Source organism: Methylovorus glucosotrophus, assembly GCF_009858335.1.
Classification (GTDB): domain Bacteria; phylum Pseudomonadota; class Gammaproteobacteria; order Burkholderiales; family Methylophilaceae; genus Methylovorus; species Methylovorus glucosotrophus.
In genome coordinates this window covers 994959-1021780 of the sequence record NZ_VMSE01000001.1, presented here as the reverse complement: position 1 = coordinate 1021780, position 26822 = coordinate 994959, and the positions used below count along the sequence as shown (strand labels likewise).

Below are 26822 nucleotides of genomic sequence, written 5' to 3'. Positions count from 1 at the left end.
GGTCATGGCAGTGAATAAAATCCTGGTAATGGGCCCCTCTTGGGTGGGCGACATGGTGCTGGCGCAAAGCCTGTTCAAAACCCTGCGCCAGCAGGACCCTGATGTCATTATCGACGTCGCCGCCCCGAGCTGGACACTCCCCTTGCTGGAGCGCATGCCCGAAGTCAACCAGGGCATTGCCCTGCCCTTCAAGCATGGGCAACTCGCGCTGCTTGAGCGCATACGCTTCGGCCGCGCGCTACGTCAGGGGCATTACACCCAGAGCATCATGCTCACCAACTCGTTGAAATCCGCGATCCTGCCTTTTGCGGCGGGCATTCCGCAGCGTACCGGTTTTCTGGGCGAACAGCGCTATGGCCTGCTCAATGACATCCGCCCGCTGGACAAGCAGAAATTACCCCGTACGGTGGACCGTTTTGTGGCCCTGAGCCAGCCGCGCGATACAGAACCACAGCGCCCACTCGCCATCAGCAACCCCAGCCTGCAAGCCAACCCGGAGCAAGCGCAGGCTGCGCTTGGCAAGTTAGGCCATACCCTGCCGCAAGTGCCCGTATTGGCGCTTTGCCCGGGCGCCGAATATGGCGAAGCCAAGCGCTGGCCAGTGGAATACTATGCGGAGGTCGCCCGTGCCGCGACGGCCCAAGGCTGGCAGGTCTGGTTGTTCGGCTCGGCTAAAGATATTCCCGTCACGCACGAGATCAACCGCTTGAGCAATATGGCTTGCCTGGACCTGGGAGGCAAAACCCAACTGGGTGAAGCCATAGACCTGATGGCTTTATGCACCGCCGTCGTCAGCAATGACTCCGGCCTGATGCATGTCGCCGCCGCCCTCGATAAGAAATTGATCGCCCTTTACGGCTCATCCGATCCGCACCACACCCCGCCGATGAGCAGCAAAGCCATCATCGAATACCTCGGCCTGTCATGCAGCCCCTGCTTCAAGCGCGAATGCCCGCTGGGACATTTGAATTGCCTGAAGATGATTTCACCTGACCGCGTCATCCAGGCGATTTCCATATAAATACGACGGATAAACCGATGAAGAATATGTGGCAAAAGCTTATCGTGATGAACACACGGCCATTGATCTTACTATTGACACTGACCGGCATTTTACTGGCTGTCGAGACCAATTACATCCAGCATGGCTGGATCAACAACGATAGCGTCCTTTACTTTGAAGCTGCCCAACGCGCAGTTGCAAAAGATTGGCAGGGCATGATGCAAATCTTCCCATGGCCTTTTTTCTCGCTTTTCATTGCTGGCTTGCACCAACTTACGGGATTCAGCATACACCTGAGTGCTCAAATCTTGAACACCGCCTTTTTTGGAATTGCCACCTTCAGTTTTCTGAGCTTGGTAAGGGAAAGTGGCGGTAATAATCCAGAAATTGCTGCTGGTGCCATTCTCCTTTTCAGCTCAAGTTATATTGTTGGAGATATCCTGCCAATGCTGATCAGAGATCAGGGTTTCTGGGCCTTTTTTCTACTCAGCATATTATTCTTTGTGCGCTACACCATCCAGCAACGTTGGCAGGATGCTTTATGGTGGCAAGCTGCGATGATGCTTGCACTGTTGTTTCGTGTGGAGGCCATTGTTTACCTGTTCAGTCTCCCCTTATTACTGCTCGGGCTGAAAGGCAAACCCTTTAAGCAACGTCTTATCGCTTTTATTCAAGCTAGTAGCCTGACACTCATAGCGTTGGTGATGCTGACAGTAGTTTTGCTGACAACCCATATTGGCATCGAAAAACTTGGGCGTCTCAAAGAAGTTTTTTCAACTGACATTTACCAGCAAATTACTCAAAAACTGTTCGAGCGGGCTGAAATCATGGGCTCGCAGGTGCTCGGTGAATACCTGGACGAATTCGGGCTTACTGGACTGTTATTGACGTTTATGTACGTCATGCTCAAAAAAACCGTGTTTTCTACAGGAATCATCACTACCGTTCTGGCTGCAGTAACATTACGTAAAACATCACCGATTCTAGATAAAAAAGCACTTCACGTTGTGGTGGGCGTGATGACCATATCTTTGGTCATCATGTTTTTGATCATCACAAAAGTATTTGTATTATCAAGCCGCTATATCATTCCCTTGTCGTTCATGCTGATGCTGCTTGCGGCATTTTCCCTTGGGCAAATACTTTCTCACTTGCACCAAAAAACAATAGCTAAATCCTGGAAAAAAATACTGCTAATTCTGATACTCGGACTAATGGGGCTCACTACGATCAAAAACATCCTGCCCAAGCCAGCAGGATATACCTACGAGCAAGAAGCGGCTCGTTGGCTGCGTCAGGAAAATTCCCGTCATGAGGCCGTCTACTTTGACAGTGCCCGTCTGAGGTATTATGCCGGAGAGCCTTATACGGGAACATTAACGCCATTGGCCGCATGGAAAAATTTCGAAAAGGCAGTTTCTAACGGCGAGATCAATCGGTATAGGTTTATTGCGCTTAATTTGGCCCAAAAACATCCTGAAAAAAGTGCCTATATTCAGAAAAATTTATCAGGATATGCTGAGGTTGCCCGCTTCAGCTCTGATGACAAGAAGAAAAGCATCGTGATATTCAAAAAAGCACCATCTGGGGAATGAAGTTCGAGTGAGAACTCCGTTTTACTTTGGAATACGAAAATCCACCAGGTATTACGCAGTAATAGGCAATGCCTTTTTTATGTAAGGCAAACTGAAAAAAGTTGAGCGGGCAGCTGTGTCTGAGAAGCGACTCATAAGAGTCTCACGTGCAATAGGCGCATTTAGCAATTGCCCCCTGCTAATCAAAAGCTCAGATAAGGCCGTCGCATCCCCCAGCGGGAATAAGGTGCCCACGCCCGCTACTACTTCCGCCCCGCCCCCGCTGTTGCTGCAGATGATGGGAAGGTCAGCGGCCATGGCTTCAAGCAGGACCATGCCAAAAGGTTCATGGTCCGAGGTCAGGACAAATAGATCAAAAGCACGGAAATAGCGCCGTGCGTCGGGGATGACGCCGAGGAAGCGCACGCGATCGGCAATATTCAAGCTATCGGCCAGCGCCTTGAGCTCACGCTCCAGTGGGCCTTTACCCAGTATCACCAGTTCGGTGTTGGCAGGCAGCTCTGGCAATGCTCTGGCATAGCCTTTCAACAGCGTGGCCTGATCCTTGTCGTGATGCAGGCGCCCGACATTGGCGATCACATACCTATCCTCGGGCAATTGCAGGGCTTGGCGCGCCTGATCTCGAGGGACTAGCGCGGAGGTAACAGCCTCCACATCGATGCGGTTATACAGGGTTTCAATCTGTTCGGCTGGCCAGTGCGAAAGATGGGAGCGCATTTCATCGCGCACGGAATCCGAGACACATAGCATCAACAGGCGTTTGCGGCAGAGATTAACGAGCAAGCGGCGCGAGAAACGGCCAAAGTCATTGTAATTGTGATGAATACTGACAACGGGAAGGGAGGTCGCCAGCAGCGCTACATAGGTAGGCTTGGCCCGGTGTGCAATGCACATCACGAAGTCGCGCTCGGCCACCAGTTTACGTACCTTGGCAATCGCCGCCAGCTTAAGTCCGCGCACCTGCTTGCTGCTGAAGCCTAAAAAAATCACCTCATCAGAAGCACTGCCGCGCACGACCTCGGGATCCGGCTTGCCTGTGAGATACACGGTTACCACCTTGTAAGGAGAACCATGAAACAAGGCAGCGTATTGACGGGCGCAATCCAGAAAAGGCGGATAGTAGCTATGGCAGATATGCAGGATATTCATGGGTTCAGGTCTGGGGCAGATATCTGAATTTTGATCTCAATGTGGCCTGGTCGCGCGCGGAAAGATCACTCGCGGCAAAATAAGCCTCGATGAATGCTTGCACGGCCTCTGTTGCCACCATGTCCCAGTCGTGCTTGAGCCGCTGCAGGTGGCGAAAATTGCGGGCACGATGCCCAACATGCAGTCGATGGCGGTACAGCTTGAGATCGGCAATATCAATCAAGCCCAATGCGTTGTCTGGAGTAAGCACGACATTGCCAAAATGCAGGGAGCGGAAATAGACACCTCGTGCATGCAGATCTGCCACAAAGCGTCCAAAATCCGCCATTAACTTGTTGTCCAATTCGCCGGCCTGCGCTAGCTGACGCAAGGTCCTGCCTGGCAATGGCTGATACAGAACGGCCGTATCGGCACTCCCCGTAAAATGCAGAAGGCGGACGACCTTGACCGTAGGAATCCCCAGTCTTGCCAGGCCATCTGCATTACGGCAAAAATGCCTGGCATAAGAATAAATACGCGCCAGACTAAGCAAACGGCGCACCCGAAACAGCTTGAAGATGCGGCCGTCGGACAATTGCAGGACTTTAACGCCCCGGGCATCCTGTTCGAGGATCGTGGCTTGGGCGCGCAGCTGTTCGAAATCCTGCGCGGAAAGCGCTTCACTCTGCCGCCCAAACAGGCTGGATATGCGATGGATCATGCTGCAGGAATTAGTTGTTCTAACTGTGCGACAACACGAATGCCATGCTGCTGGGTGTAGCTTTCCCACTCAGGGAAATCGGTCCACGCGTGCATGAACACGAAATCCAGCCCGGCCCGGGTAGAGGATTCATGGTCATAACGGCTATCGCCCATGAACAAGGCAGGCTGCCGGATATTGCCCGTCGCCAGTTCGCGGGCGAGGATCTGATCCTTGTTATCCGGGCTGCCGAAAATGCCGCCGTCGAACAAGTCCAATATACCGCGGTCGGCGAAAATGGCCCGCAGCTCCTCCTGATCGCCACCCGAAATCACCAGCCAGTTGCTGCTGGATGTCTGTTCGCGTAGCGCTGGCAAGCCTGGCGCGATTTCGCAGGTAGAGAGCCGCTTACGCACTTCTCGGCCAAAGTCGGCCAACAGAAAGTCAACATCCTTGCGGCTAGCAGGCCGCTGAAGAATATCGGTAAGGAAGTATTCGAATTTGACAAAGCGGGAGATGCCGCCGAGCTTGATGTGGTAATCGACCAGCGCTTGCGCTTGCTGATCATTGGCGCCAAAGTTTTTGGCGGTCGCGAAATAGGCCTCAATTTTAAGAAAATTGGAATTGAGGATGACACCGTCACAATCAAAGACCAGGCTTTGATATCGCGCTATATTCATGTTGAGCCTGACCGGATGGGCATCGCGGCTGACCTCCGGGAGATCGTCAATCAGCCGCGACAATTTCCAAAATTTAGCAGGCGGCCCCGATCAGGGCCGCGACTGCATTATGCTGCTTTAATGGCGCTGGCTTCGCGGGCCAGTTTGGTAATGTGAGCCCAGTTCTTGGATGCGACCGCATCCGCAGGGGTCAGCCATGTACCGCCACACACCACTACGTTAGGCAGCGCCAGGAATTGCGGTGCGCTTTCTACAGTCACGCCACCGGTTGGGCAGAACTTCACATCGCCGAATGGGCCAGAAAAGCCCTTGAGCAGATTGATGCCACCCACAGCGACTGCTGGGAACAGCTTGAGGAAGTAGTAATCATCGGCATTGGCCTGCATGATTTCACTGCCGGTAGAAACACCGGGCAGCAGTGGCAAACCGATTTCACGGGCAGCCAGACCCAGCTGACTGGTGTAGCCTGGGCTCACCGCGAACTGGCAACCAACATCCTTGCATGCTTGTGCATCCTTGATGCTGCGCACGGTACCGGCACCCACGATGGCATCGGGCACAGCCTTGGCAATGGCTTCCATTGCCTGCAGCGCTACCGGCGTACGCAGGGTGACTTCCAGCACCTTGATACCGCCTTCGAGCAAGGCTTCTGCCATGGGCACGGCATCTTCCACCTTGTTGATGACGATAACCGGAATGACCGGGCCGTGATTAGCTAAGTCTAAAGTGTTCATTTCACATCCACATTGATATCAAGAAAAGAGTTGCGGCCAGAGTGCAGGCTCGCCAAACCGGTGACTGATCCGCATACCCAAGGCATACGGATCAGTGATCAGATCAAATCCAGGTAACGGCACCTTCTTCGGCACTGTGCACATTCTTGCGCATGCCACCGAAGAGTTCACGACCAATGCCATGGCCGTTGTTGTGCTTGTGTGCTTCGGTCATCACCGCCTGGGTGCGTGATTGCCATTCATCTTCATCCACCAGCGCATTCAATGTGCCGACGATGGAGTTGAGGCGAATCATGTCGCCGGTACGCACTTTGCCAATCGGGCCGCCCGCCAGGGCTTCCGGGCTCAAGTGGATGGCAGCAGGCACCTTGCCTGAAGCACCACTCATGCGGCCGTCCGTCACAATGGCCACCTTGAAGCCCTTGGCTTGCAAGACGGACAATGGCGGTGTCAGCTTGTGCAGCTCAGGCATACCATTGGCACGTGGCCCCTGGAATCGCACCACGGCCACAAAGTCTTTTTCCAGCTCGCCACGTTCAAACGCCGCCAGCAGTTCTTCCTGACCGTTGAAGACAATCGCTGGCGCTTCGATCACCTGGCGATCTTCAGGTACAGAAGAAGTCTTGATCACGGAACGACCCAGATTGCCTGTCAGCAGGCGCAAACCGCCAGATGCGCTGAATGGCTTGCTGGTCGTACGCACGATGGTTTCATCCACGCTTTCCACTGGCAGGTCGACCCAGATCAGGCCGTTGTCAGACAGCTCAGGCTTCTTGCAGAAATCGCGCAGGCCACCCAGCACCACGGACGAAACGTCGTCATGCATGTAACCGCCTTCAACCAGTTCACGAATCACGAAGCTTGGGCCGCCAGCATTCTGGAACTCATTCACGTCAGCCGTACCGTTTGGATAAACACGGGCCAGCAATGGGGTAGATTGCGACAACTTGGAGAAGTCGGACCAGTCAATGATGATGCCGGCAGCACGAGCAACCGCCACCCAGTGAATGACATGGTTGGTACTGCCGCCAGTGGCCAGCAGGGCCACAATCGCATTCACAATCACGCGTTCATCGACCAGACGGCCAATCGGGGTAAAGCGCTGGTTCTGCGTAATCGAGAGCACGGTTTTCACTGCTTCGCGGGTCAGCGATTCGCGCATGCCTTCATGCGGATGCACAAACGCCGCACCTGGAACATGCAGACCCATCGCTTCAAGCAGCATCTGGTTACTGTTGGCGGTGCCGTAGAAGGTACAGGTACCGGCACCGTGATAAGCCGCCGACTCGGACGCCAGCAGCTCTTCACGGCCCACCAGACCCTGAGCGTATTTCTCACGCACCTTGGATTTGGAGGTGTTATCAATGCCTGTGCTCATCGGGCCCGCAGGCACGAATACACAGGGCAGGTGGCCGAAATGCAGGGCGCCGATCAGCAGACCTGGAACAATCTTGTCACAGACGCCGAGCAGCAGGGCTGCATCGAACACATCGTGCGACAGGCCGATGGCGGTTGCCATGGCAATGGTGTCACGCGAAAACAGTGACAGCTCCATGCCGGGCTCGCCCTGGGTGATGCCGTCGCACATGGCTGGCACGCCGCCTGCCACTTGCACGGTGGCGCCATGCTTGCGTGCTTCATCACGGATGATATCGGGATAGGTTTCGTAAGGCTGATGCGCTGACAACATGTCGTTGTAGGCGGTGATCACGCCGATGTGCGGGGCCTTCTCGGCCACCACACGGAATTTGTCGTTGTTGGGCAGGGCCGCAAACGCGTGTGCCACATTGGCACAGCCCAGACGATCTGCGCCACGTGGGCGCTGAATGATCTGATCGATACGTTGAAGATATGCCTGACGGGTGGGCGCACTGCGTTCGCGAATGCGTTCCGTAACCTCGTTGAGTATTTGTTTCATTAGATGTTGGGCGCTATTTATAAAGTGGGATCAGCCTTGGATTATCCTCAAAGCGCATGCCCCCGTCAAATGAAAGGGCATGCAAAACCCGCCATAAATCAAGGGATAATCGCACAGGACATGAAGAAAAATCAGGGAGTTGCTGTTTCCTTGACGACAAGTACATCTTCCATAATCAGGTACTGCAGATCACAGCCGTAAAACATGTTCAGGGCATCGGCGGGACTACAAATCATGGGCTCACCACGGCGATTAAGCGAGGTATTCAACACCACAGGCACGCCGCGCAAGCGCTCCAGTTCCTCGATCAGGGCGTAGTAACGGGGATTGGTTTCCCGCGTCACCACCTGGGCACGCGCGGTGCCGTCCTCATGCACCACCTCGGGTATGCGCGGCTTCCAGTGATCCGCCACGTCAAAGGTGAAGGTCATGTAAGGCGCGGGATGCTCGGTCTGCAACAGATCAACTGCCACGCGATCCAGCATGCTGGGGCAAAATGGACGCCAGCGTTCGCGGTATTTGATCTGGGCATTGATGCGGTCTGCCACGCCAGGATGGCTGGGGTCACCCAGGATACTGCGGCAACCCAGCGCACGCGGACCAAATTCCATGCGGCCCTGGAACCATGCCAGCGGATTACCCGCGGCCAGCAGTTCGGCGCCCTTTTGAGCGGCATTTTCAATACGGTAAAACGTAGGCTTGGCCGGATGCACTTCGCAAGCGGCAATACACTCTTCAGTGGTGAAGGATGGGCCAAGGTAAGCATGCTGCATGGCCTGCACCGGCTCACCGCGTTCGGCTGCCACAAAACTGGCCGCGCCCAGCGCCGTACCGGCATCGCCAGAGGCGGGTTGCACAAATAGTTCTTTGACGCCCGGCATGGCGATGATGCGCTGATTCAGCTTGACGTTGAGCGCCACGCCACCCGCCATACAAATACGGCCGGTTTCACGAATGATGTCACCCACATAGTGATCGATCATCTTCAGGGCAATGTCTTCCAGCAAGGCCTGCACAGAAGCAGCGTAGTGGATGTAAGGATCATCGATCTCATCACCTTCGCGCTTGGGGCCCAGCCACTCCACCAGTTCGGGCGTGAAGTAATAGCCCTTGCCTTTTTCCTTGTAGCGGCGCAAACCCACCACATTCACCAGCTTGGTGTTGACCTTGAGATCGTCGCCATCAAACTCGACCAATCTTGAAAGATCGTACTTGGTAGGATCGCCATACGGCGCCATGCCCATGACCTTGAATTCGCCATCCAGCATCTCAAAGCCCAGGTATTCGGTAATCGCGCCATACATGCCGCCCAGCGAATCCGGATCGTAGAATTCCTTGATCTTGTGGATCTTGCCGTTTTCACCGTAGCCAAAGAACGTCGTCGCGTATTCGCCCTTGCCATCAATGCCGACAATCGCGGTTTTTTCCTTGAAACCACTCAGGTGATAGGCGCTGCTGGCGTGTGCCAGATGGTGCTCCACCGGCACAAACTCGGCTTTATTGATGCCAAGGTCGCGCATCAGCTGCATGGCCTTGTCGCGGTTACGGCGGTAGCGGCGATTGCCGTTGAACAGCGCATCCAGCGCACGATCAGGCGCATACCAGTGGCGCTTGGCGTAATGCCAGCGCGCTGCCGAGCTAAGCGGAATCTCGCCGTAGGGAAAGGCCACCACATCGACCTGATCAGGCCGAACACCCGCCTCTTTCAGACAGTAGCGCGCGGCTTCCAGCGGCAATTTGTTCTTGGCATGCTTGTCGCGTATGAAACGTTCTTCTTCGGCAGCGGCAATGATCTTGCCGTCCACCATAATGGCCGCTGAAGAGTCGTGCCCGAGAGCACCGGATAATCCTAAAATAATCATGTTGGTTCGCTTAGTTGATGGAGATGCCAGCTTTTTTCAGAAAAGCGGCGTCACGATAAATGTCGGCAAAGGCATGCGCCAGCATCCGGTAAACCCGGGATTGCGGCGGCCAGTTTCGCATAAAGCGGCGTAAATCGCGCGCGTGGTATCGCGCAAATCGGTAGCAGGACACATGCTCCTGCATACTGTCCAGATCAATCAGGTATGGCGTGGTATTCACCATTTTGATATTGCTTGCCTTGCAATCACCGTGCGAGATTTTAAGCAATTTCAGCTGATAAAACATCCGGGCAATATGACGGCATGCCTGCAGATAGTCTTCATCACTCAGATTCGGCTGCTCAAAATACCCACTGACATCCGGCGCATCCAGATACTCTGCCAGCAGATAAGCCCGGCGGCGAAATGGCCCCCAGCGCTCTTCCAGCAACGCTAGCGGCTTCGGCGTGCCTATGCCATACCGTTGCAAGCGAAAGCCATTGCGCCAGGATACCGCTGCCCGACTCTGGCGCCAGGCACGGCCAATGCCATGCCAGAAATTCTTGATATTGTACCTTTTAATCACCACCGGCACGTTATCAAGATCATGCCTGACTACAGTGCTGGTGTTACCCCGCTTCAGGGCTTCCGCACTTGCCACCTGGCTGATCCAGCCGTCCAGTTCGGCAGGCGATGGCACGGCCAGCAGGCTCATCGGCGGTTGTCTATTGAGCGCGGTAAACAGCGAGGAAGTCTTGTGCACGATGACGTCAGAGCAGGTACGCAAGACTTTCTTGTCAGCATATTGATAACTGGCATACCAGCGGCAAGCATCGATCAGTCGGCGCAGCAAAGGCGAGACCGATCCCGCGCCCAACTGCCTGACTTCACGGTAGCGCTGCACCAGTGCAGGCAAGTCACGATCCAGCACTTCCAGGTCAAGTTTGGCGAGCAATACCGCCAGATTATGCCAGGCGCGCCATGACGAAAAAAAACGACCCAATGGGCGAATGCCATCGCCGTCGATCGCATGGACTGTCGCGTTTTCAAGAGTACCGTGTTTAAGAGTACCGTTTTCAATCAGGAAATTCTTGGGATACATATCGGTCTGCACCAGCCCAGCTTCATGCTGGGCGGCAACGGCTTCGACCAACTGGCGAGTGATGGCACTGCGTCCCGATGCATCGGCAGCCTGCAGGGCCTGCTCGGCATTTTCGGCCCCCGTCAGTGCCTCATACAGCAAGACCTGCATATCGCCCGCCTGGCTGGATGTCTGTGCCAGCAAGGGTGGCGTGGCGAGATGAGCTTCCAGCAGGCGCTTTACGCCATTGGCGTCACGCTCGGCGTAATGCGCTGCGCGCTTGCCCATGAACACCTTGGCCAGCACTTGCTTGCCCTGCCATTCACCAAAACAGACCAGTCGGCGGCCGGGCAACACCCGCAGATGCTGGCCGATACGCAAGCTGCTGCCATCCGCCAGCATCAGCTCTGTATTAATTGCCAGCGTGACATTCATTGCCATGCTCATGTTGCGCTGGTCTCCATTAAACCATCATCCACTACTTGGCCTTCACCCGCGCCATGATGCGCTGGTAGTTTTTTACGCGTTTATGATCCTTGCCCAGGCCATTGACCAGCGACACCGTGCCGGCTTCCACGTGATCCAGATATTCGAACATATGCTGCGGCGGAATGGCGACGAAGCGGTAACCCGCCGCCTTTAATCTGTCCTGCATTTCGTAACCGGGGATGCGCTCCGTCATGGCAAAACTCAATGCCCGCTGGCGAATGATGTCGACGTTCCACAAGGTGCAGAAACTCTTGAGGTAGATTTCATAAAACAGCCGTGGTTCGCGGGTATCCAGGCCCAGCGCCACCTTGGCGCGGCGATAGTAATACTTGGTTGCGCGTATAAAGATGCGCCAGGCGGTTTCCAGGCGGGTGCGGCGCACTTGCTCCAGACAGCCAACCGCGGCCACCCTGTCACCCGAGCGCATATGCGCCAGCATCTGCCGCAGAATATCCACGTCATAGATCAGCGTATCGGTGTGCATCAGCAACAGATAAGGCGTTTGCACCCGCTCAAGGATCAGGTCCAGCGCCCGGCCATGTGCCATGAAACCTTTTTCCGGCGCCTCCGCCTTGCGCTCGATCAGATTGATCCAGTCCAGGGACTTCAGATATTCCGTGCTTTCATCGGCAGAATTGTTATCCACCACCCACACTGGCACGGCATTATCCCCCAGGGCTTTTTTCAGCAGGTCCAGACAAAGCGAGGTCACCTCGTGCGTCTTGTAATTGACCAGCGCAATGCTGAAATCAGCCAGACGCCCCTCCCCGGATACGGGTGTATGTTCAGTATTCATTTGAATGCGATACCTTTTTATCCAATCTTCATCAGCGCGTGACGTCTTCCCGACAACCCGCCGCGCTGTTTACCTCTGGTTTATTACTGCTGGTTTATTTTGCCCTGGGCTTGAGCCTGGCACGCGAGCGCCTGGCGATCAGCTTGCATACTGCCCGCTGCCAGCCACTGAGCGCGCTGGTCGCGTAATACTGCTTGAAAAAATACAGCCGTTGCGTGCGACTCCAGCCGGTAGTGCGATAGTTCAGGGTCACCAGATCATGCACGGTACGAAGCACAGGCACGCGATTGAAACGGGATTTTTCCAGATCAATCACCACCACCCGGTAACCTGCGCCCTGCCTGGCAGCAAAAAGATGCTTGGCATACAGCGAGCGATGCTGCACACCGGCCAGATGCATCTGCCGCACCGTATGCGCGGTGGCGGCCAGCAACTGGCGTTTCTCGGCGGGCGGCATACGGTTGAATTCCTCACTGGCCCACAGGGCATCCAGCGGCTGATAGCCATCCAGCGCCAAGGTCATCAGTACCGCTCGCACGTCGTTTGCCACATGGCGCTCGCCAAACAGCATGGGTTCCAGCGTGGGCACGCCATGCGCCTGCAGATGTTGCACCATATCAAACTCGCGCTTGAAAGTAGCCTCGCCGCGCAGAGGGTGTTTCCACGATGGTCGCGTATGGTTCTGCTGCCGCTTGAGAAAGGCGCCTGTCGTATCGCCTTGCGCCGATGACAGATTCACCCGCCCTACGCCACTCAAGCCACCTCGACCATCATTCGGCGCCTCGACCCACGCCACTTCGCGCGTCCATGCGGCATCTACGCTGTCGAGCGCGTTTTCGGCCAGCACGGCTCGCCATTGTGGCGCGATAAAATCAGTCATGGTCAACACCCATCATGCTCAAAAATCAGTCATCCAGCTGGGATGGCATTTTGCCATGGAACTTGACGTACAAACGCTGCGCACGGGCCGTGACCTGCTCAAGAAAAGCGCGCTCCTGCTGCAAGGTCTGGCGCAGCGGCTGGGCGCGATAAGCGCGCAAGAAGCGCAATATATCGCGGCGTGTCAGGCCGATATTCATCGCGGAAAAATACAGGGCGGCAATATCCTTCATGCGGGCTACAGGCTGGATGCGTGCGCGTATGCCCACGCGATGCAGATCAATCAGGTAAAGATATATCTCGTTATGCTGCTGCCAGCGGGGCTGGTCCAGGCAAAAATGGCAAATATAAAAATCGCGATGGTTCATGCCATTGTCGTGCAACAGCCTGGCCAATCGGGCGACTTCCAGAATCAGCCTGCGCTTGAAGGCAGGGGCTGGCGGCGTTTCACCCCAGGGGGCACACAAAGTTTCCAGAGAAATAATATCGCCCAGATCGCGCGTCACCACGAATGACTGGCGACTGGCAGGATTCAGGCCACGCCAGCCATAGGCAACGCCAGGCGTGGTGGGGATACCCACTTCCCCCAGCTTCTGGATGGCCTGCCATTCGGTAGCGGCGCTGATAATGGGCCAGCGCAGGCTGAACAGGTTTTTGAAAATCTCGCCCCAGCCCACGCCAAAATGCTGCTTGATGAAATAGGGTTTGCCATCCAGCTCGCAGCGTATGGTTTTGCGGCCCGGCACATCGCGGAACACTTGCCCTTGCAAGCGCATGATGGCATCGAATACGGGATTACCGAGCTTTGAGCGCAGCCAGTCTGGCACGTCCAGCACCTGAGTTTTCAGCCAGCTCATGCGGTGTGCTTCCGTTTCTGATTTGCGAGCGCCAACAGGATATTGGCCTCCGCACGGCCATCGTTGGCTTGCATGAGCTTGCTGGCATAGGCAATACCATTCTGACGCCAGCGCTCGGTCTCCGGCGAGACCAGCATCTGGGCAAACAGGTGATTGAATGCCTGCTGATCAAACGGCGCCGCGGCCACCATGCCAGCATCGGCATCCAGCACATGGTGGGCGTAACCGCAGGTTTCGGTCACCAAGGCTGGCAAGCCGGCCGCCAGCGCTTCGAGAATCACCAGCCCGGTATTTTCCCGATACGCGGGGTGCACATAAAGATCAGCGCCCTGCATCAGCCACGGAATATCAGCGCGGCCCTTGGCGATGACCAGCTGCTCTGCCACGCCCAGCTTTTGCGCCATGCGCATGAAGGGGCCGGGCTTATCCTGCCCGATCGCCACCAGCCGCGTTTGCAGGCGTTGCGCCTCCGGTAGTGCCGCCAGGGCCTGGATCGCCCGGTCCAGCCCTTTCATGTGGAAGCCGGAACCGACCAGCAAGGCGATACGATGCTGCGGGTTGAGCTGGAAGGCCTGGCAGAGATGCGCCCGCATCTCGGACCTATCCTTTAATGCCAGCCGCTCGGCCGACAGGAAAGGCGGAATATAGTGCATGCGCTCGGGCTGGGTGCCATACCATTTTGCAAATAGCGGCATTTCGGTCTTCGCCACCATCAGTATCTGGCAATCGGAAGCGCGGTCAAATACCGCGCGCTCGGCGGCGGCAAACCAGCGGTAACGCGGCGTAAATCGATAAAGCCAGCTGCGTTGCTGGCGGCTGCGTTCGACAAAACAGGGGTCGGCAGCAAAATGCACATCCAGCCCCGGCATACGGTTATAGCCGACCACGCAATCAATATCGCCCTGCTCTTTCAGGCGCGCATGCACGATATCAATGAAGCGCTGGTAGCGCTGGAAATTGAACCACGCCTGCACCGGGATCACATGCACGTGAATGCTCTGGGGGATATCGCCCTCCCACGACAGCGTATAGATATCGACCTGATGCCCCTGGCTCGCGAGATGGCTGGCCGTGCGCAACATATCGCGCTGCATGCCGCCAAATGGGAAATATTTAAATACGATAAAAGCGAATTTCACGAAGGGGTACCCGTTATCCTTGATTCATCTGCGACAGGGCTGCCGGGCTCCATGCCCCGGCCTTTCGGGCCATGTCATGATCATGACGGCGGCATGCGCCAATACGCGATTGTATGCGAAAATGGCATTTATGCCGCGTATCCTGATCGTCAAAACATCGTCCATGGGCGATGTCATTCATAATCTTCCCGTCATTTCCGACATTCACGCCCATGTGCCCAATGCGGTGATTGATTGGGTGGTGGAAGAGAGTTTTCAAGACATTCCTGCCATGCATCCCGGGGTGACCCGCATTATTCCGGTCGCGGTGCGCCGCTGGCGCAAACACCTGCAGCGCAATGAGACATGGGAAGAAATCGGCGATGTGCGCCGCCTGCTGAAAAAAGATCGCTACGATTACATCATTGATACGCAAGGCCTGCTGAAAAGCGCCGTCATTTCGCACCTCGCCGAGGGAGAACGCCACGGCTACAACCGCTGCTCTGCGCGCGAACGGCTCGCCTCTTTTCTGTACAAGCATACCCATGGCGTGGATCGCCGCCTGCATGCCGTCATCCGCAACCGCGCCCTGGCCGCAGAAGCCCTGGGCTACCCACCGCCGATTACGGCTCCGGATTACGGCATTGCCAACGGCATGCAGCCAAGCCCGGCGTTTACTGGCGGCCAATCTTATGTCGTAGGTCTGCATGCCACCAGCCGCGATAGCAAATTATGGCCGGAGCCGAACTGGATCGCGCTGGGCCAGGCCCTTGCCAGCCAGCACATGATGCTGGTGCTGCCATGGGGCAATGCCACCGAAGAGATGCGGGCAAAACGCATTGCCGCGCAAGTACCCGGCAGCCTGGTGCTGCCCAGGCTTTCGCTTTCCGCGCTGGCGCCCACTCTGCTTGGCGCTCGCGCTGCCATTGGCGTGGATACCGGCCTGGCTCATCTTACGGTCGCCCTGAATATTCCCACCATTGCCATCTACACCGATACCGACCCGACCAAAACCGGGCTTTACCCGGGGGCCAAAGCCCGCGCGGAAAATCTCGGTGGCCGCGGTGCCGAGACCCCCGTCAGCGTGGTGCTTATGACATTACAATCCATGTTGCCCACCGAATAAAAAAACGGCGCGCAAAAAAATCATGGCGCGCGCTTGAAATATCCAAAGCCACCCCAATTTGCCTGCGTATGGCAGTTATTTAACAAAGGGAATTCCATGCAAGAAGAAAATCAACATCCTGAACAGGACGAAATTTCAGAAGCCCAGGACGCGGGTGCAGCAGGCTCGCTGGATGCGCGGATTGCCGAGCTTGAAGCGCAACTGGCAGAGCAGCAGGCCAATGTGCTATATGTGAAAGCCGAAGGCGAAAACATTCGCCGTCGTGCAGCTGAAGATATCGACAAGGCACGCAAGTTTGCCCTGGAAAAATTCTCCAGCGAGCTGCTGGCCGTCAAAGACAGTCTGGATGCTGCCCTGGTCGTGGAAAATGCCACCGTGGAAAGCTACAAGAGCGGCGTGGAACTCACCGCCAAGCAATTGCTGAGCGTGTTCGAGAAATTCCACATCACCGAAATCAATCCGCTGGGCGAGAAGTTTGACCCGAACAAGCACCAGGCGATCAGCATGCTGGAATCCGATCAGGAACCCAACAGCGTGATCAGCGTGCTGCAAAAGGGTTACGCCCTGAATGAGCGTGTTTTACGTCCGGCACTGGTGACCGTTGCCAAAGCAAAAAGCTGAAAACAGCGCTAAAAACGGAGAATTTGCGCATAAATCGCAAAAATCTCCATGGGAAATCTTGAATTCCCGATAAATACCCTTACTTATGAAACAGGCATTACCGCAGTAGCAGACATCAGGACAATACCGACACCTCGCGTATTGCCAGCACTGCCAGCAGCGGTTACTCAAGGATTAAAAAAGGAAAACATCTATGGCTAAAATTATTGGTATTGACTTGGGCACCACCAACTCCTGCGTTGCAGTGATGGAAGGTGGCAAGCCACGTGTGATTGAAAATGCAGAAGGTACCCGTACCACTCCTTCCATCGTCGCCTATCAGGACGATGGCGAAATTCTGGCTGGCGCCCCTGCCAAACGTCAGGCCGTGACCAACCCCAAGAACACTCTGTATGCGGTAAAGCGTCTGATCGGCCGTCGTTTTGAAGAAAAAGAAGTCCAGAAAGACATCGGCCTGATGCCTTACACCATCACCAAGGCAGACAACGGCGATGCATGGGTGGAAGTGCGCGGTCAGAAAATGGCCCCTCCACAAATTTCCGCTGAAGTGCTGCGCAAGATGAAGAAGACCGCCGAGGACTACCTGGGCGAAGAAGTGACCGAAGCCGTGATTACCGTTCCGGCTTACTTTAACGACAGCCAGCGTCAGGCAACCAAGGATGCAGGCCGTATTGCCGGTCTGGAAGTCAAGCGCATCATCAACGAGCCAACCGCTGCTGCGCTGGCCTTTGGTCTGGACAAGCAGGAAGGTGATCGCAAGATCGCCGTATATGACCTGGGTGGCGGTACCTTCGATATCTCCATCATTGAAATTGCCGAAATCGATGGCGAACACCAGTTTGAAGTGCTGTCCACCAACGGTGACACCTTCCTCGGTGGCGAAGACTTTGACAATCGCCTGATCGACTTCCTGGCTGATGAATTCAAGAAGGAAAACGGCCTGGATCTGCGTAATGACCTGCTGGCCAAGCAACGTCTGAAAGAAGCCGCAGAAAAAGCCAAGATCGAGCTGTCTTCCGCACAGCAGACCGAAGTTAACCTGCCTTACATCACGGCAGATGCCACTGGTCCCAAGCACTTGGTGGTGAAGATCACCCGCACCAAGTTTGAAAGCCTGGTGGAAGACCTGATCGAACGCTCGATCAAGCCTTGCGAAGTCGCGCTGAAGGATGCTGGCGTCAAGCTGTCCGACATCCAGGACGTGATCCTGGTCGGTGGTCAGACCCGTATGCCCAAAGTACAGGAAAAGGTAAAGGAATTCTTCGGCAAGGAGCCACGCAAGGACGTGAACCCGGACGAAGCCGTAGCCGTGGGTGCTGCGATTCAGGGTGGCGTGCTGCAAGGCGACGTGAAAGACGTGCTGCTGCTGGACGTAACGCCATTGTCACTGGGTATTGAAACCCTGGGCGGCGTGATGACCAAGCTGATCAAGAAGAACACCACGATCCCGACCAAGGCTTCGCAAGTGTTCTCCACCGCTGAAGACAACCAGAACGCCGTGACCATTCAGGTGTTGCAGGGCGAGCGCGAAATGGCCGCCGGCAACAAGAGCCTGGGCCAGTTCAACCTGTCCGACATTCCACCTGCACCTCGTGGCATGCCACAGATTGAAGTGACCTTTGATATCGACGCCAACGGTATTCTGCACGTGTCTGCCAAAGACAAGGCCACCGGCAAGGAAAACAAGATCACCATCAAGGCAAACTCCGGTTTGTCCGAAGAGGAGATCAAGCGCATGGAAGAAGATGCGGCTGCCTATGCCGATGAAGACCGCAAGCTGCGTGAACTGGTCGATGCCCGTAACAGTGCCGACGGCATGGTGCACAGCGTGAAGAAGTCGCTGACCGAACATGGCGACAAGCTGGATGCTGGCGAGAAGGAAAAAATCGAAGCCGCGATCAAGGATGTAGAAGATGCGATCAAGGGCGACGACAAGGAAACCATCGAAGCCAAGACCAACGCCCTGATGGAAGTCTCGCAAAAGCTGGGCGAGAAAGTCTACGCTGAGCAGCAAGGCCAGGCCGGTGGCGCCGAAGAAGCGCAGCCACAAGGCGAAAAAACGGTAGATGCCGATGTGGTGGATGCCGAGTTTGAAGAAGTGAAAGACGACAAGAAGTAATAGTTAAGTACCTTTGCCAGAGGGGAAGTCCAAACCGGGATTTGATCAAACATCAGCTCCCAGCAAGGGCTTCCCTTCAGCATGCTGGTCTACGGCGTCCTTCCGACGCAGTATTGATAATCAGACGATTGAATTGATATGGCAAAAAAAGATTACTACGAAGTTCTGGGTGTCAATCGCGACGCCAGCGATGAGGAAATCAAAAAGTCCTATCGCAAGCTGGCGATGAAATACCACCCGGATCGCAACCCGGATAATCCCAAGGCGGAAGAAAGCTTCAAGGAAGCCAAAGAGGCTTATGAAGTACTGTCCGACGAGCAGAAGCGTGCGGCTTACGACCAGTACGGCCATGCCGGTGTCGATCCCAGCGCAGGTCCGGGCCCCGGTGGTCAGGGCTTTGGCAACTTTGCCGATGCATTTGGTGACATCTTCGGCGACATCTTCGGCGGTGGCGGCGGCAATCGCCGCTCCAACGTGTATCGCGGGGCTGACCTGCGCTACAACATGGAAATTTCGCTGGAAGACGCTGCGCGCGGTACCGAAACCAAGATCCGCATTCCGGTCATGTCCGAATGCGAAACCTGCCATGGTTCCGGCGCCCGTCCTGGCACCCAGCCCGTAACATGTACCACCTGCGGCGGTCATGGCCAGGTGCGCATGCAGCAAGGCTTTTTCTCGGTACAGCAGACCTGCCCCAAGTGCCATGGCAGCGGCAAGATGGTGAAAGAGCCATGCCCGAGCTGTCACGGTGCTGGCCGCGTCAAGAAACACAAGACCCTGTCGGTCAAGATTCCGGCCGGGGTGGATGAAGGCGATCGCATCCGCCTGTCAGGCGAAGGCGAAGCCGGCGTCAATGGCGGCCCGCCTGGTGATCTGTATGTCGTGGTGCATTTGAAGCAACACGATATTTTCCAGCGCGATGGCGGCAATCTGCATTGCGAAATGCCGATCAGCTTCACCACGGCAGCGCTCGGTGGGGAAATCGAGATCCCCACGCTGGATGGGCATGCCAAGATGAAGATTCCACCCGAAACACAAACCGGCGCCACCTTCCGCCTGCGCGGCAAGGGCATCAAGCCGCTGCGCAGCAATGATCCAGGTGATCTGATGTGCCATGTGGTGGTCGAGACGCCGATCAAGCTGACCGAACGACAGAAGGAACTGCTGCGCGAGATGGAAGAGATCAACCTGCAAGACTCGGACAAGCACAGCCCACGCGCCAAGGGCTGGATGGACAAGGTCAAGGATTTCTTTCAGTAACGCTTTCAGCAATAGCGCCTGGTAATACCCAAAACCGGAAACTGCAAGTGTAGTTTCCGGTTTTTTTATGCCTGATAAACGTATTTGCCCTGGCCTGAGCCGGGCCTGGCCCATCAGCTGATGGCCGCAATCATGGTCGCACCCATGCCCACTTCTGCCGGATATAAGCCGCCACCTCGGCTGGCGTTAGCGATTGCATGGTGCCATCCTGACTCTGCAGCCAGCCGGCGGATGGCCCCCAGGGACGATATCGCGCAGGCAAGCTAGGCCCGAACAGGGTCATGGTCGGCGTGCCCATGGCGCTCGCCATATGTCCCAACCCGGAGTCATTCCCTACAAACAATCCGGCATGCTCCAGCAAAGCGGCGGTTTCAAGCAGATTGCATAGGCCGCAGGCATGAATCACCGGCAAGCGGGATCCCTCAGAAAACGCCTCGGCACGGCTTGCATCCTGTTGATTGCCCAGTAGCAGCACGCCATCAAAACTATCTGCCAGCATATTCACCAAGGCAATGAAATGTGCGACTGGCCATATCTTGCCCTCGAAATTCGCCCCCAGGCCCAAGGCAAGAATTCGCCGTTCTGTCCAGCCAGCCAGCATCCCTTCAGCAAAGCGGCGATCCCGCGGACTGATCCATATCCGGGTTTCCGGCGTCACCTGGATGCCGAGCGGATTCAACGCCGCCGCATGCTTCTCGGCACTATGCAGATCACGCCCTGCCCGACTGGAAAGCTTGCCCAACTTGCGGCGCGCTCGAATGAAATAAAGCATCCAGTCCGATCGCAAGTCTATCGCCAGATCATAACGCTGGCCGCGCAGCAACAGCATCAACGCCAGGCGACCACGCCAGCCTGCCTTTTTATCCAGCACAAACAAGCGACCCAGATAGGGGCAAGCACTGAAAATCACCTGCGACCGTGGGTCGCTGACAATATCGATAACTGATTCCGGATACTCATGATGCAGGGCCTGCAAGCACGGCGTGGTCAACACCGCATCGCCAATGTTGGAAAGACTCACCAGCAGAATCCGCTGTACCGTGAACTGGTCAGCGAGATGCTCTCCCGGCGCTTGAGTCCAAAAGCGAGGCCGCCAGTGGCGAAACAGGGATTTCATGTGGCGAATCGGATGAAGGATCAGCGTATTTTTCATGAATAACAGCATCATTTCAGTCTGTGTCAGTGATGTTTAATTTTGATGACATTTAAGCGGCCTATACTCGCCTTGCCGAATGCGCCTACGGGCGATTCCCCTTGTCATTAACTCTCACTCCATAGGCTAGCTTTGCGATGTCCATATCCCCCACTCTGCTTACCCCCGCTCCAGTCAATGTCCTGACATGGGCAGAGCGCATATTGCCGTGGCTGCTGCCTGTGCTATTGCTCAGCTCGCGCACACTGGCAGATATCAGCGTGGTGATGGTATGCCTGCTGTTTTTATACCGCGCCTATCGACTGCAGGACTGGCAATGGGCGAGCCAGCCCTGGTTCAGGCTGGCGCTGGTGTTTGCAGGCTATGTGCTGCTGATCAATGCGCCTCTCAGCATAGCCCCGCAAGCCAGTATGCTGTATGGGCTGACTTTTCTGCGCTGGCCGCTGTTTGCCGCCGCGCTCGGCTATTGGCTATTGGCAGATCACACCCGTCAGCGCAATTTTCTATGGGTGTTACTGGCCGCTTGCACGCTGATTGTTGTTGATAGCGCGATGCAATACCTGCTGGGGCATGATGTATTTGGCCGCCCCATGTTCACGGAGAACAGGCTGACGGGGCCTTATAACAGCCCGATTCCTGGCATTACGCTGTTGCGGGTATGGTTTATTGCCATGTTTGCGCCCTTGCTGTTGCTCCCCGCCGTGCCCGCCTCGCGGCGGCAGGCATTCATCATGCTCATGCTGGCGATCGGGATGCTCTTCATGTTCATTACCGGCGAGCGCATGGCCTTCATGCTGTTCATTGCAGCCAGCATGGTCACACTGTGCGGCCTATGGCTGAACAAGCGCTCAGGCAGTGCCGAGCCGCGCAGCCATCATTCTCGGCTATGGCTGGCGCTTATCGGCTTTGTGCTATTGCTGGGGCTGGTCATGCTGCTGGCCCCAGCCAATGCGGAAAGAAGCGTTTTCAGTATCTTTGAAAAGCTGGGGCATTTTGCCGATTCTGACTATGGCAAAGTGTTCCGTGCCGCGTATGCTGCCTGGCAAGAGGCGCCTCTGTTCGGCCATGGTTTTCATGCCTATCGGCAGGTGTGCGAACAGATGGGGCTGCTGGCAACGCTGGGCATGACCTGCACCCACGCACACAACCTCTATCTACAACTGGCTGCCGAAACGGGTGTTACCGGGGTATTGCTCTTCGCATGCATGCTGGGCGCCATCTACTGGGCAGCGCTTGCTCCGCTCATGCGTCACAAGCACTGGTTGCTGGCCGCCCTGTCTTTTTCTGTACTCAGCGTCTGCTTCTGGCCTTTGATCGGCGGCATCAGCCTGCTGAACAACTGGGTAGCCGCCCTGGCCTGGCTGGGCGTGGGCTGGGTGTTGGCCATGCGGAATACGCGCTGCTGATCTCAGTTAAGCCGACACACGGCGGTATCGCACTCAAGCCAGCACGGGCAACTTGGGGCGCAGCTTGTCCATGACCTGGCTGACAGGCAAACTTTCCAGGGCATCCACCTGCAGGGTTTCAAAGCGCCCACGTGCAAGCTCGGAGCGCAAAGGTGAAGTGGAGGCGCCAAACAAAGCCAGTCCGGGCCGCCCCAGGCAAGATGCCACATGGCTGGGCCCGCTATCATTCCCCACCACAACGGCGGCCTGCTGCAGCACGCCAGCCAGGGTGAACCAGTCCAGACCCTGCAATACGCTGCAGGCAAAGCCCGCCGCCAGGTCTTTTTCATCCGGACCCAATATGCTGACGCAGGCATGGCCTTCACGCTGCAGCGCGGCCGCCAGCTCGGCATAATGCGGCCAGCGCTTTTCCGGATGCCGTGCCGAAGAGCCGGGAAGAAGCGCGACATAAGGCCGGGTAATGCCAAGCTGTGTGAGCAAGCTCTCCACATTGGCTGCCATCCAGCTCAAATTCGGCTGCATGGCATGGCTGGCATCAATCCCCGCTTCCTGCAGCAGATACTGCTGGCCGCGCAAACCCGTCACCGGTGCCGGGCCGCGCAAACGCCCTATCCAATGGGCATGACGCAACATACTCCGACGATAAACAGAGGTGCGCGTGGAATTTTGCAGATCAATCACGGTATCCCACCGCACCGCGCGCAAACGCCGATACAAGTCCCATTGCCGCGGCAGATGCCATAGCGGTGCCCGGGTATCCACCAGCACTTCATCAATATGCGGGCAGCGCTGCATCAGCCCGACAAAACCGGGCGTGGTAAGCAGGGCCAGATGCGCATGCGGAAAATGCTGGCGGATATCGTGCAATACACCTTCGGCCTGCATGAGATCGCCGAATGCGCCATGCTTGATAATCAGTATGCGCCCGGATCGGATGGGTCTGGTCATGCCACCCCCGCCATGCTGTGATGGAGTCGCCAGGCAAGCTTATGCATAGTGGACGAGGCGGCGGTAGACCGCCAATGTATTGGCCGCCATGACGGGCAATGTCAATTGCCGGGCGGCAAACTCTCGGGCAGGTTGCTGCAAGGCCGCCCATTCTGTGCGCCTGCCCAGCCAGTGGCAAAGGCGCGAGCGCAAGCTGGCAACATCTCCCGTGGGGACAATAAAGTCAGGGGCAAGCACTTCGTTGGCAACAGGCACATCCGTGGCTAAGACGCATGTGCCCATCAACAAGGCCTCATTGCAGACATAGGAAAAGCCCTCCCGCCGTGAGCTGATCAGCACGGCGTCGGCTGATCGCATCAGGCTGGACGCATCGTCCCGGTGTCCGGTCAAAACGCATCGTGTAATGGTGTTCAAGCTCTGCGCGCGCTTTGTCAGTCGTGCATGCTCCGGCCCGTCACCCACAATCAGCACCGCCAGTGGCAAGCCGTCCACCGCCTCCAGCAAAAGATCAAAGCCCTTGGCGTGCACCAGGCGACCCACTGCAACCAGCACGGGGTAATCTGCCGGCAATGCAAAGTGTTGCCTGATATCCAGCGCTGCAGCTTCAGGCGCAACGATGCCGTTATACACCACGGAGGTTTTCTCCGGCGGCAGCGACGCGGCTAATTGCCGGCTGACCGCGATGACATGATCGAATCGGGCATAGAGACGCACATCGCGCTTGATATTGTGCAGGGTGGCGAGCACGGGCAAGGCTAACCATGGCCGCAACTGATTAACCAGAGAGGCGGCTTTGCTGGCCTGGGCATGCACCAGATCAAAGCCGCCGCGACGCAAGGCCAGCAGGAGCTTTAACAGCAACCATGGGTGATAGCGGCCCAGATGCGCGGGTATCGGCATCCGTCCGATATTGGCAGGCAAACTTGCCAGAAAGGCGGCGGGTGCGGCAATGGTGATGTCATGCCCCTGCCGCACCAGCTCGCTGGCGAGTTCACGCACATGCTTTTCCAGCCCGCCATTGCCACGGCTTGCCATGACCATGCAGATATTCATGCGGGCGCTACCTGCTGTGGCAAGCTGGTGAGTTCGTGATAGATAGCCAAGGTGTTTTCCAGCATGGTCTGCAAGCGGAACACCCGGTTTTCCGGCACCTGCGGTGGCTGTTGCAGCCATGCCAGACTGAGTTTCAGCGCCGCCTCCAGATCGCCCACAGCTATCGCGCCCTGTGGCAGCAGCTCGGCCAGCTGCTCGGCCACGCCGCCATGCGCATAGGCAATCACCGGCACCCCAATGCTGAGCGCTTCCATGGTCACCCGGCCAAACGCTTCCGGCTGCCGAGAGAGGGAAAACACAATATGCGACATCGCCATGATGTCGCGGATATCCTGCCGATGGCCGGTAAAGGTGATGCGGTCTGCGACATCCAGTCCCTGGGACTGCAGCTTCAGGTCCTCCAGATACGCTGTCTTGCCCGCCTGCACATCGCCCACCACCAGACCGTGCACATTGGCACCTTGCTGCCGGAGCTGCGCCAGCAAGGTGATGAAATCCTGCTGCCCTTTCCAGCGGGTGAGTCGCGCAGGCAAGGTCAGCAACTGGCGTCCCTGGGTTTCAGGATAATCGCGGTACCACGCCTCCAGCCAATCGGCCCTGGGTTGATAGCCATGGCGATGCACGTCAGGGTCCACGCCGCGGTAATTCAGGCGCAATCGGCCCGCATCCACCGGGTAATGCTGCAAGACATAATCGCGGATCATGTTGGAAATGACGATCACGCGCTCGCCCTTGGTCATGACCGCACTATAGGCAGACACCGAATAGGTGCCATGCACTGTGGTCACCAGGCGCGGGCGTTTGGCAGGGTCCATGCCCTTCCATGCCAGATAGCAGATCCAGGCAGGAAAGCGCGAACGCACATGCAGAATATCCACGGCATGCTCGCGCAGAAAATGCCGCAATGGCCGCACCAGGCGCAGGCTTAAAAAAGATTTGTGGCCGACCGGCCATTGAAAATGTTCGCTGCCCTGCTGTTCCAGCTGCTCAACCAGACGGCCGCCGGCGGACATCACCAGCGAACGGTGGCCCTGCTGCACCAGGTAATGCCCCAGCTCCAGGGTGCCGCGCTCCACGCCACCTGATTCCAGCGCAGGCAGCACTTGCAGCACGGTGAGTCTTTTATGGGTCATGCGAAACAGCTCAGGCGATGGTTGCTGTCGCCACCTGTGGCACGGAGGCTGGCACTGGCTGCAACCAGCGACGCAGTATCCAGTTGGCGCAGCGGTCGGCTTCGGTAAAACCGGCGACCGGGTGCAGGCGCTGCTGATAGTGGGCATCGCTATCAAAGCGTACGATCATGCCTTGCTGCAGCAAGTGCTCCACGCCGCGCGATACCCGGTTTTCCTGCTTCAGAGGCAAGTTCAGCAGCCCCACCGCCACTTGCGCCGTCAGAGCTTCGTAGACCATGGAAACCGAATCTTCCGAGACCCAGGCGGTGGCAGACTGCGCCAGCTGCTCAGCGACCCAGCCCGGCTGGGTCTGGCTGAAAGGCACCACGCGCAGATTGGGGGCTGACAGGCTATGCAGACCGACGATGAAATCCGCCGGCGTGCGACGCGAGGTGGTCAAGGTGTACTGCATCCATGGGCGATGGGCGAGCAACTGGCGAATCTGGGACAGCATGTTCACGGTATCCCAGCCGTAATGGCGCGAGGGCCCGCCTATCATAATCAGGGTTTTGTTTTCCTCATGCCGGCCTTCGGCATGCAAGGGATTCAGTACGCCGCGTGTTTCGATGTAATTGCCGCCGCCACGGTAACGGTCATGCTGGGGAATCAGGCACAGGTCAAACAGGGCCACCGGCAGACTGGGTTGCATCAGCACCACGGCCTTGCCGCCATAAGCACGTCGTGCGGCCAGCATGGGCAGGTGAGTGCGATGCCCGGCGCCGATGATCAGATCCGGCAAAGGCAAGCCACGCGCAAACGGCCAGGTAGCACTGGCAACGTTGAACAGCGACTCCACTTGCCCGCTCACCCGTATATCAAACGACTCGCAGGCCTGATGGCGCTGCAGGGATTTGACCAAGCCCAGCGTCTGGGTTTCGTGCCCGGGCTTTCCATCCAGCAGACGCCAGACGATGATGGGATTAACGGAGGTGCTCATTTCATGGGTGCCTTGGATATGCATGGTCAGCATGTGAGCAAGGCCGACATATACATCGACCTGCGCACGACTGCCGCACACTATAGGCAGGCTTTATTGCGGGCTGACGTCAGAAAGATGACAGCCGCGTGATGGCGGGCTGGAAGTGACAAAGACAGCACATAAAAAAATCCCGAACCGTGTACACGATTCGGGATTCTGTTAGCTC

The 26822-nt window shown here is 56.6% G+C and carries 23 protein-coding genes; 7 read left to right on the top strand and 16 right to left on the bottom strand.

Going from position 1 to position 26822, the window contains the following annotated elements; genetic code table 11:
• Positions 1–4: 4 nt before the first annotated feature.
• Positions 5–1021, top strand: a complete 1017-nt coding sequence (gene waaF / locus FNL37_RS04785; RefSeq protein ID WP_159355320.1) for a lipopolysaccharide heptosyltransferase II — start codon at positions 5–7, stop codon at positions 1019–1021.
• Positions 1022–1038: 17 nt separating this feature from the next.
• Positions 1039–2598 (top strand): glycosyltransferase family protein, encoded by a 1560-nt coding sequence (locus FNL37_RS04780; protein ID WP_159355319.1) that lies wholly within the window; start codon positions 1039–1041, stop codon positions 2596–2598.
• A gap of 51 nt (positions 2599–2649) precedes the next feature.
• Here the strand turns inward: FNL37_RS04780 and FNL37_RS04775 are convergent, their stop codons facing one another.
• The 11 genes from FNL37_RS04775 to FNL37_RS04725 form a co-directional block, all read right to left on the bottom strand.
• The gene (locus FNL37_RS04775; RefSeq protein ID WP_159355318.1) at positions 2650–3747 is read right to left on the bottom strand and encodes a glycosyltransferase; all 1098 of its coding nucleotides are present in this window, start codon (positions 3745–3747) and stop codon (positions 2650–2652) included.
• Positions 3748–3751: 4 nt separating this feature from the next.
• Positions 3752–4447 (bottom strand): BUD32 family EKC/KEOPS complex subunit, encoded by a 696-nt coding sequence (locus tag FNL37_RS04770; protein WP_159355317.1) that lies wholly within the window; start codon positions 4445–4447, stop codon positions 3752–3754.
• The gene (locus FNL37_RS04765) at positions 4444–5106 is read right to left on the bottom strand and encodes an HAD family hydrolase (RefSeq protein ID WP_159355316.1); all 663 of its coding nucleotides are present in this window, start codon (positions 5104–5106) and stop codon (positions 4444–4446) included. The genes FNL37_RS04770 and FNL37_RS04765 overlap by 4 nt, the downstream gene beginning before the upstream one ends.
• Positions 5107–5213: 107 nt before the next feature.
• The gene (gene eda / locus FNL37_RS04760; RefSeq protein ID WP_013442685.1) at positions 5214–5840 is read right to left on the bottom strand and encodes a bifunctional 4-hydroxy-2-oxoglutarate aldolase/2-dehydro-3-deoxy-phosphogluconate aldolase; all 627 of its coding nucleotides are present in this window, start codon (positions 5838–5840) and stop codon (positions 5214–5216) included.
• A 103-nt stretch (positions 5841–5943) separates the two neighbouring features.
• Positions 5944–7758, bottom strand: coding sequence for a phosphogluconate dehydratase (edd, locus tag FNL37_RS04755; protein WP_013442686.1), 1815 nt, complete (start codon positions 7756–7758; stop codon positions 5944–5946).
• Between the two features lie 131 nt (positions 7759–7889).
• Positions 7890–9620: a carbamoyltransferase family protein gene (locus FNL37_RS04750; RefSeq protein WP_159355315.1), complete on the bottom strand. Its 1731-nt coding sequence runs from the start codon at positions 9618–9620 to the stop codon at positions 7890–7892.
• A 10-nt stretch (positions 9621–9630) separates the two neighbouring features.
• Complete coding sequence (locus tag FNL37_RS04745; protein WP_159355314.1) at positions 9631–11127, bottom strand: lipopolysaccharide kinase InaA family protein; 1497 nt, start codon at positions 11125–11127, stop codon at positions 9631–9633.
• Between the two features lie 31 nt (positions 11128–11158).
• Complete coding sequence (locus tag FNL37_RS04740; RefSeq protein WP_159355313.1) at positions 11159–11965, bottom strand: glycosyltransferase; 807 nt, start codon at positions 11963–11965, stop codon at positions 11159–11161.
• Positions 11966–12059: 94 nt separating this feature from the next.
• Complete coding sequence (locus tag FNL37_RS04735) at positions 12060–12845, bottom strand: lipopolysaccharide kinase InaA family protein (protein WP_159355312.1); 786 nt, start codon at positions 12843–12845, stop codon at positions 12060–12062.
• Positions 12846–12870: 25 nt separating this feature from the next.
• Positions 12871–13701: a lipopolysaccharide core heptose(I) kinase RfaP gene (gene rfaP, locus FNL37_RS04730; RefSeq protein WP_159355311.1), complete on the bottom strand. Its 831-nt coding sequence runs from the start codon at positions 13699–13701 to the stop codon at positions 12871–12873.
• A complete protein-coding gene (locus FNL37_RS04725; protein ID WP_159355310.1) occupies positions 13698–14840 on the bottom strand; it encodes a glycosyltransferase family 4 protein in 1143 nt (380 codons plus the stop codon). The genes rfaP and FNL37_RS04725 overlap by 4 nt, the downstream gene beginning before the upstream one ends.
• 130 nt (positions 14841–14970) lie before the next feature.
• Here FNL37_RS04725 and waaC point away from each other — a divergent pair, with 130 nt between their 5' ends.
• From waaC to dnaJ, 4 genes are all read left to right on the top strand, one after another.
• On the top strand, positions 14971–15945 hold the full coding sequence (waaC, locus tag FNL37_RS04720) for a lipopolysaccharide heptosyltransferase I (protein ID WP_425325803.1): 975 nt from the start codon (positions 14971–14973) through the stop codon (positions 15943–15945).
• Positions 15946–16041: 96 nt separating this feature from the next.
• Positions 16042–16566: a nucleotide exchange factor GrpE gene (grpE, locus tag FNL37_RS04715; protein WP_013442694.1), complete on the top strand. Its 525-nt coding sequence runs from the start codon at positions 16042–16044 to the stop codon at positions 16564–16566.
• 193 nt (positions 16567–16759) lie between these two features.
• Entirely contained in the window at positions 16760–18685 is a 1926-nt protein-coding gene (gene dnaK, locus FNL37_RS04710; RefSeq protein ID WP_159355308.1) for a molecular chaperone DnaK, read from the top strand.
• Between the two features lie 138 nt (positions 18686–18823).
• On the top strand, positions 18824–19945 hold the full coding sequence (gene dnaJ, locus FNL37_RS04705) for a molecular chaperone DnaJ (protein WP_013442696.1): 1122 nt from the start codon (positions 18824–18826) through the stop codon (positions 19943–19945).
• Positions 19946–20075: 130 nt separating this feature from the next.
• Here dnaJ and FNL37_RS04700 read toward each other — a convergent pair whose 3' ends face one another.
• A complete protein-coding gene (locus tag FNL37_RS04700) occupies positions 20076–21098 on the bottom strand; it encodes a glycosyltransferase family 9 protein (protein WP_244948203.1) in 1023 nt (340 codons plus the stop codon).
• A gap of 137 nt (positions 21099–21235) precedes the next feature.
• Between FNL37_RS04700 and FNL37_RS04695 the strand changes: the two genes are divergently transcribed.
• Positions 21236–22504, top strand: a complete 1269-nt coding sequence (locus FNL37_RS04695; RefSeq protein WP_159355306.1) for an O-antigen ligase family protein — start codon at positions 21236–21238, stop codon at positions 22502–22504.
• Between the two features lie 33 nt (positions 22505–22537).
• Here the strand turns inward: FNL37_RS04695 and FNL37_RS04690 are convergent, their stop codons facing one another.
• Genes FNL37_RS04690 through FNL37_RS04675 form a run of 4 tightly spaced genes read right to left on the bottom strand, consistent with a single transcriptional unit; the run spans position 22538 to position 26614 of the window.
• Positions 22538–23452: a glycosyltransferase family 9 protein gene (locus FNL37_RS04690; protein ID WP_159355305.1), complete on the bottom strand. Its 915-nt coding sequence runs from the start codon at positions 23450–23452 to the stop codon at positions 22538–22540.
• 39 nt (positions 23453–23491) lie between these two features.
• Complete coding sequence (locus tag FNL37_RS04685) at positions 23492–24505, bottom strand: glycosyltransferase (protein ID WP_159355304.1); 1014 nt, start codon at positions 24503–24505, stop codon at positions 23492–23494.
• Positions 24502–25638 carry a glycosyltransferase family 4 protein gene (locus FNL37_RS04680; RefSeq protein WP_159355303.1) on the bottom strand — a complete coding sequence of 379 codons (1137 nt, stop codon included), beginning with the start codon at positions 25636–25638 and terminating at the stop codon, positions 24502–24504. Before FNL37_RS04680 ends, FNL37_RS04685 begins: the two co-directional genes overlap by 4 nt.
• Positions 25639–25648: 10 nt before the next feature.
• Positions 25649–26614, bottom strand: a complete 966-nt coding sequence (locus tag FNL37_RS04675) for a mitochondrial fission ELM1 family protein (protein WP_170291268.1) — start codon at positions 26612–26614, stop codon at positions 25649–25651.
• Positions 26615–26822: the final 208 nt, after the last annotated feature.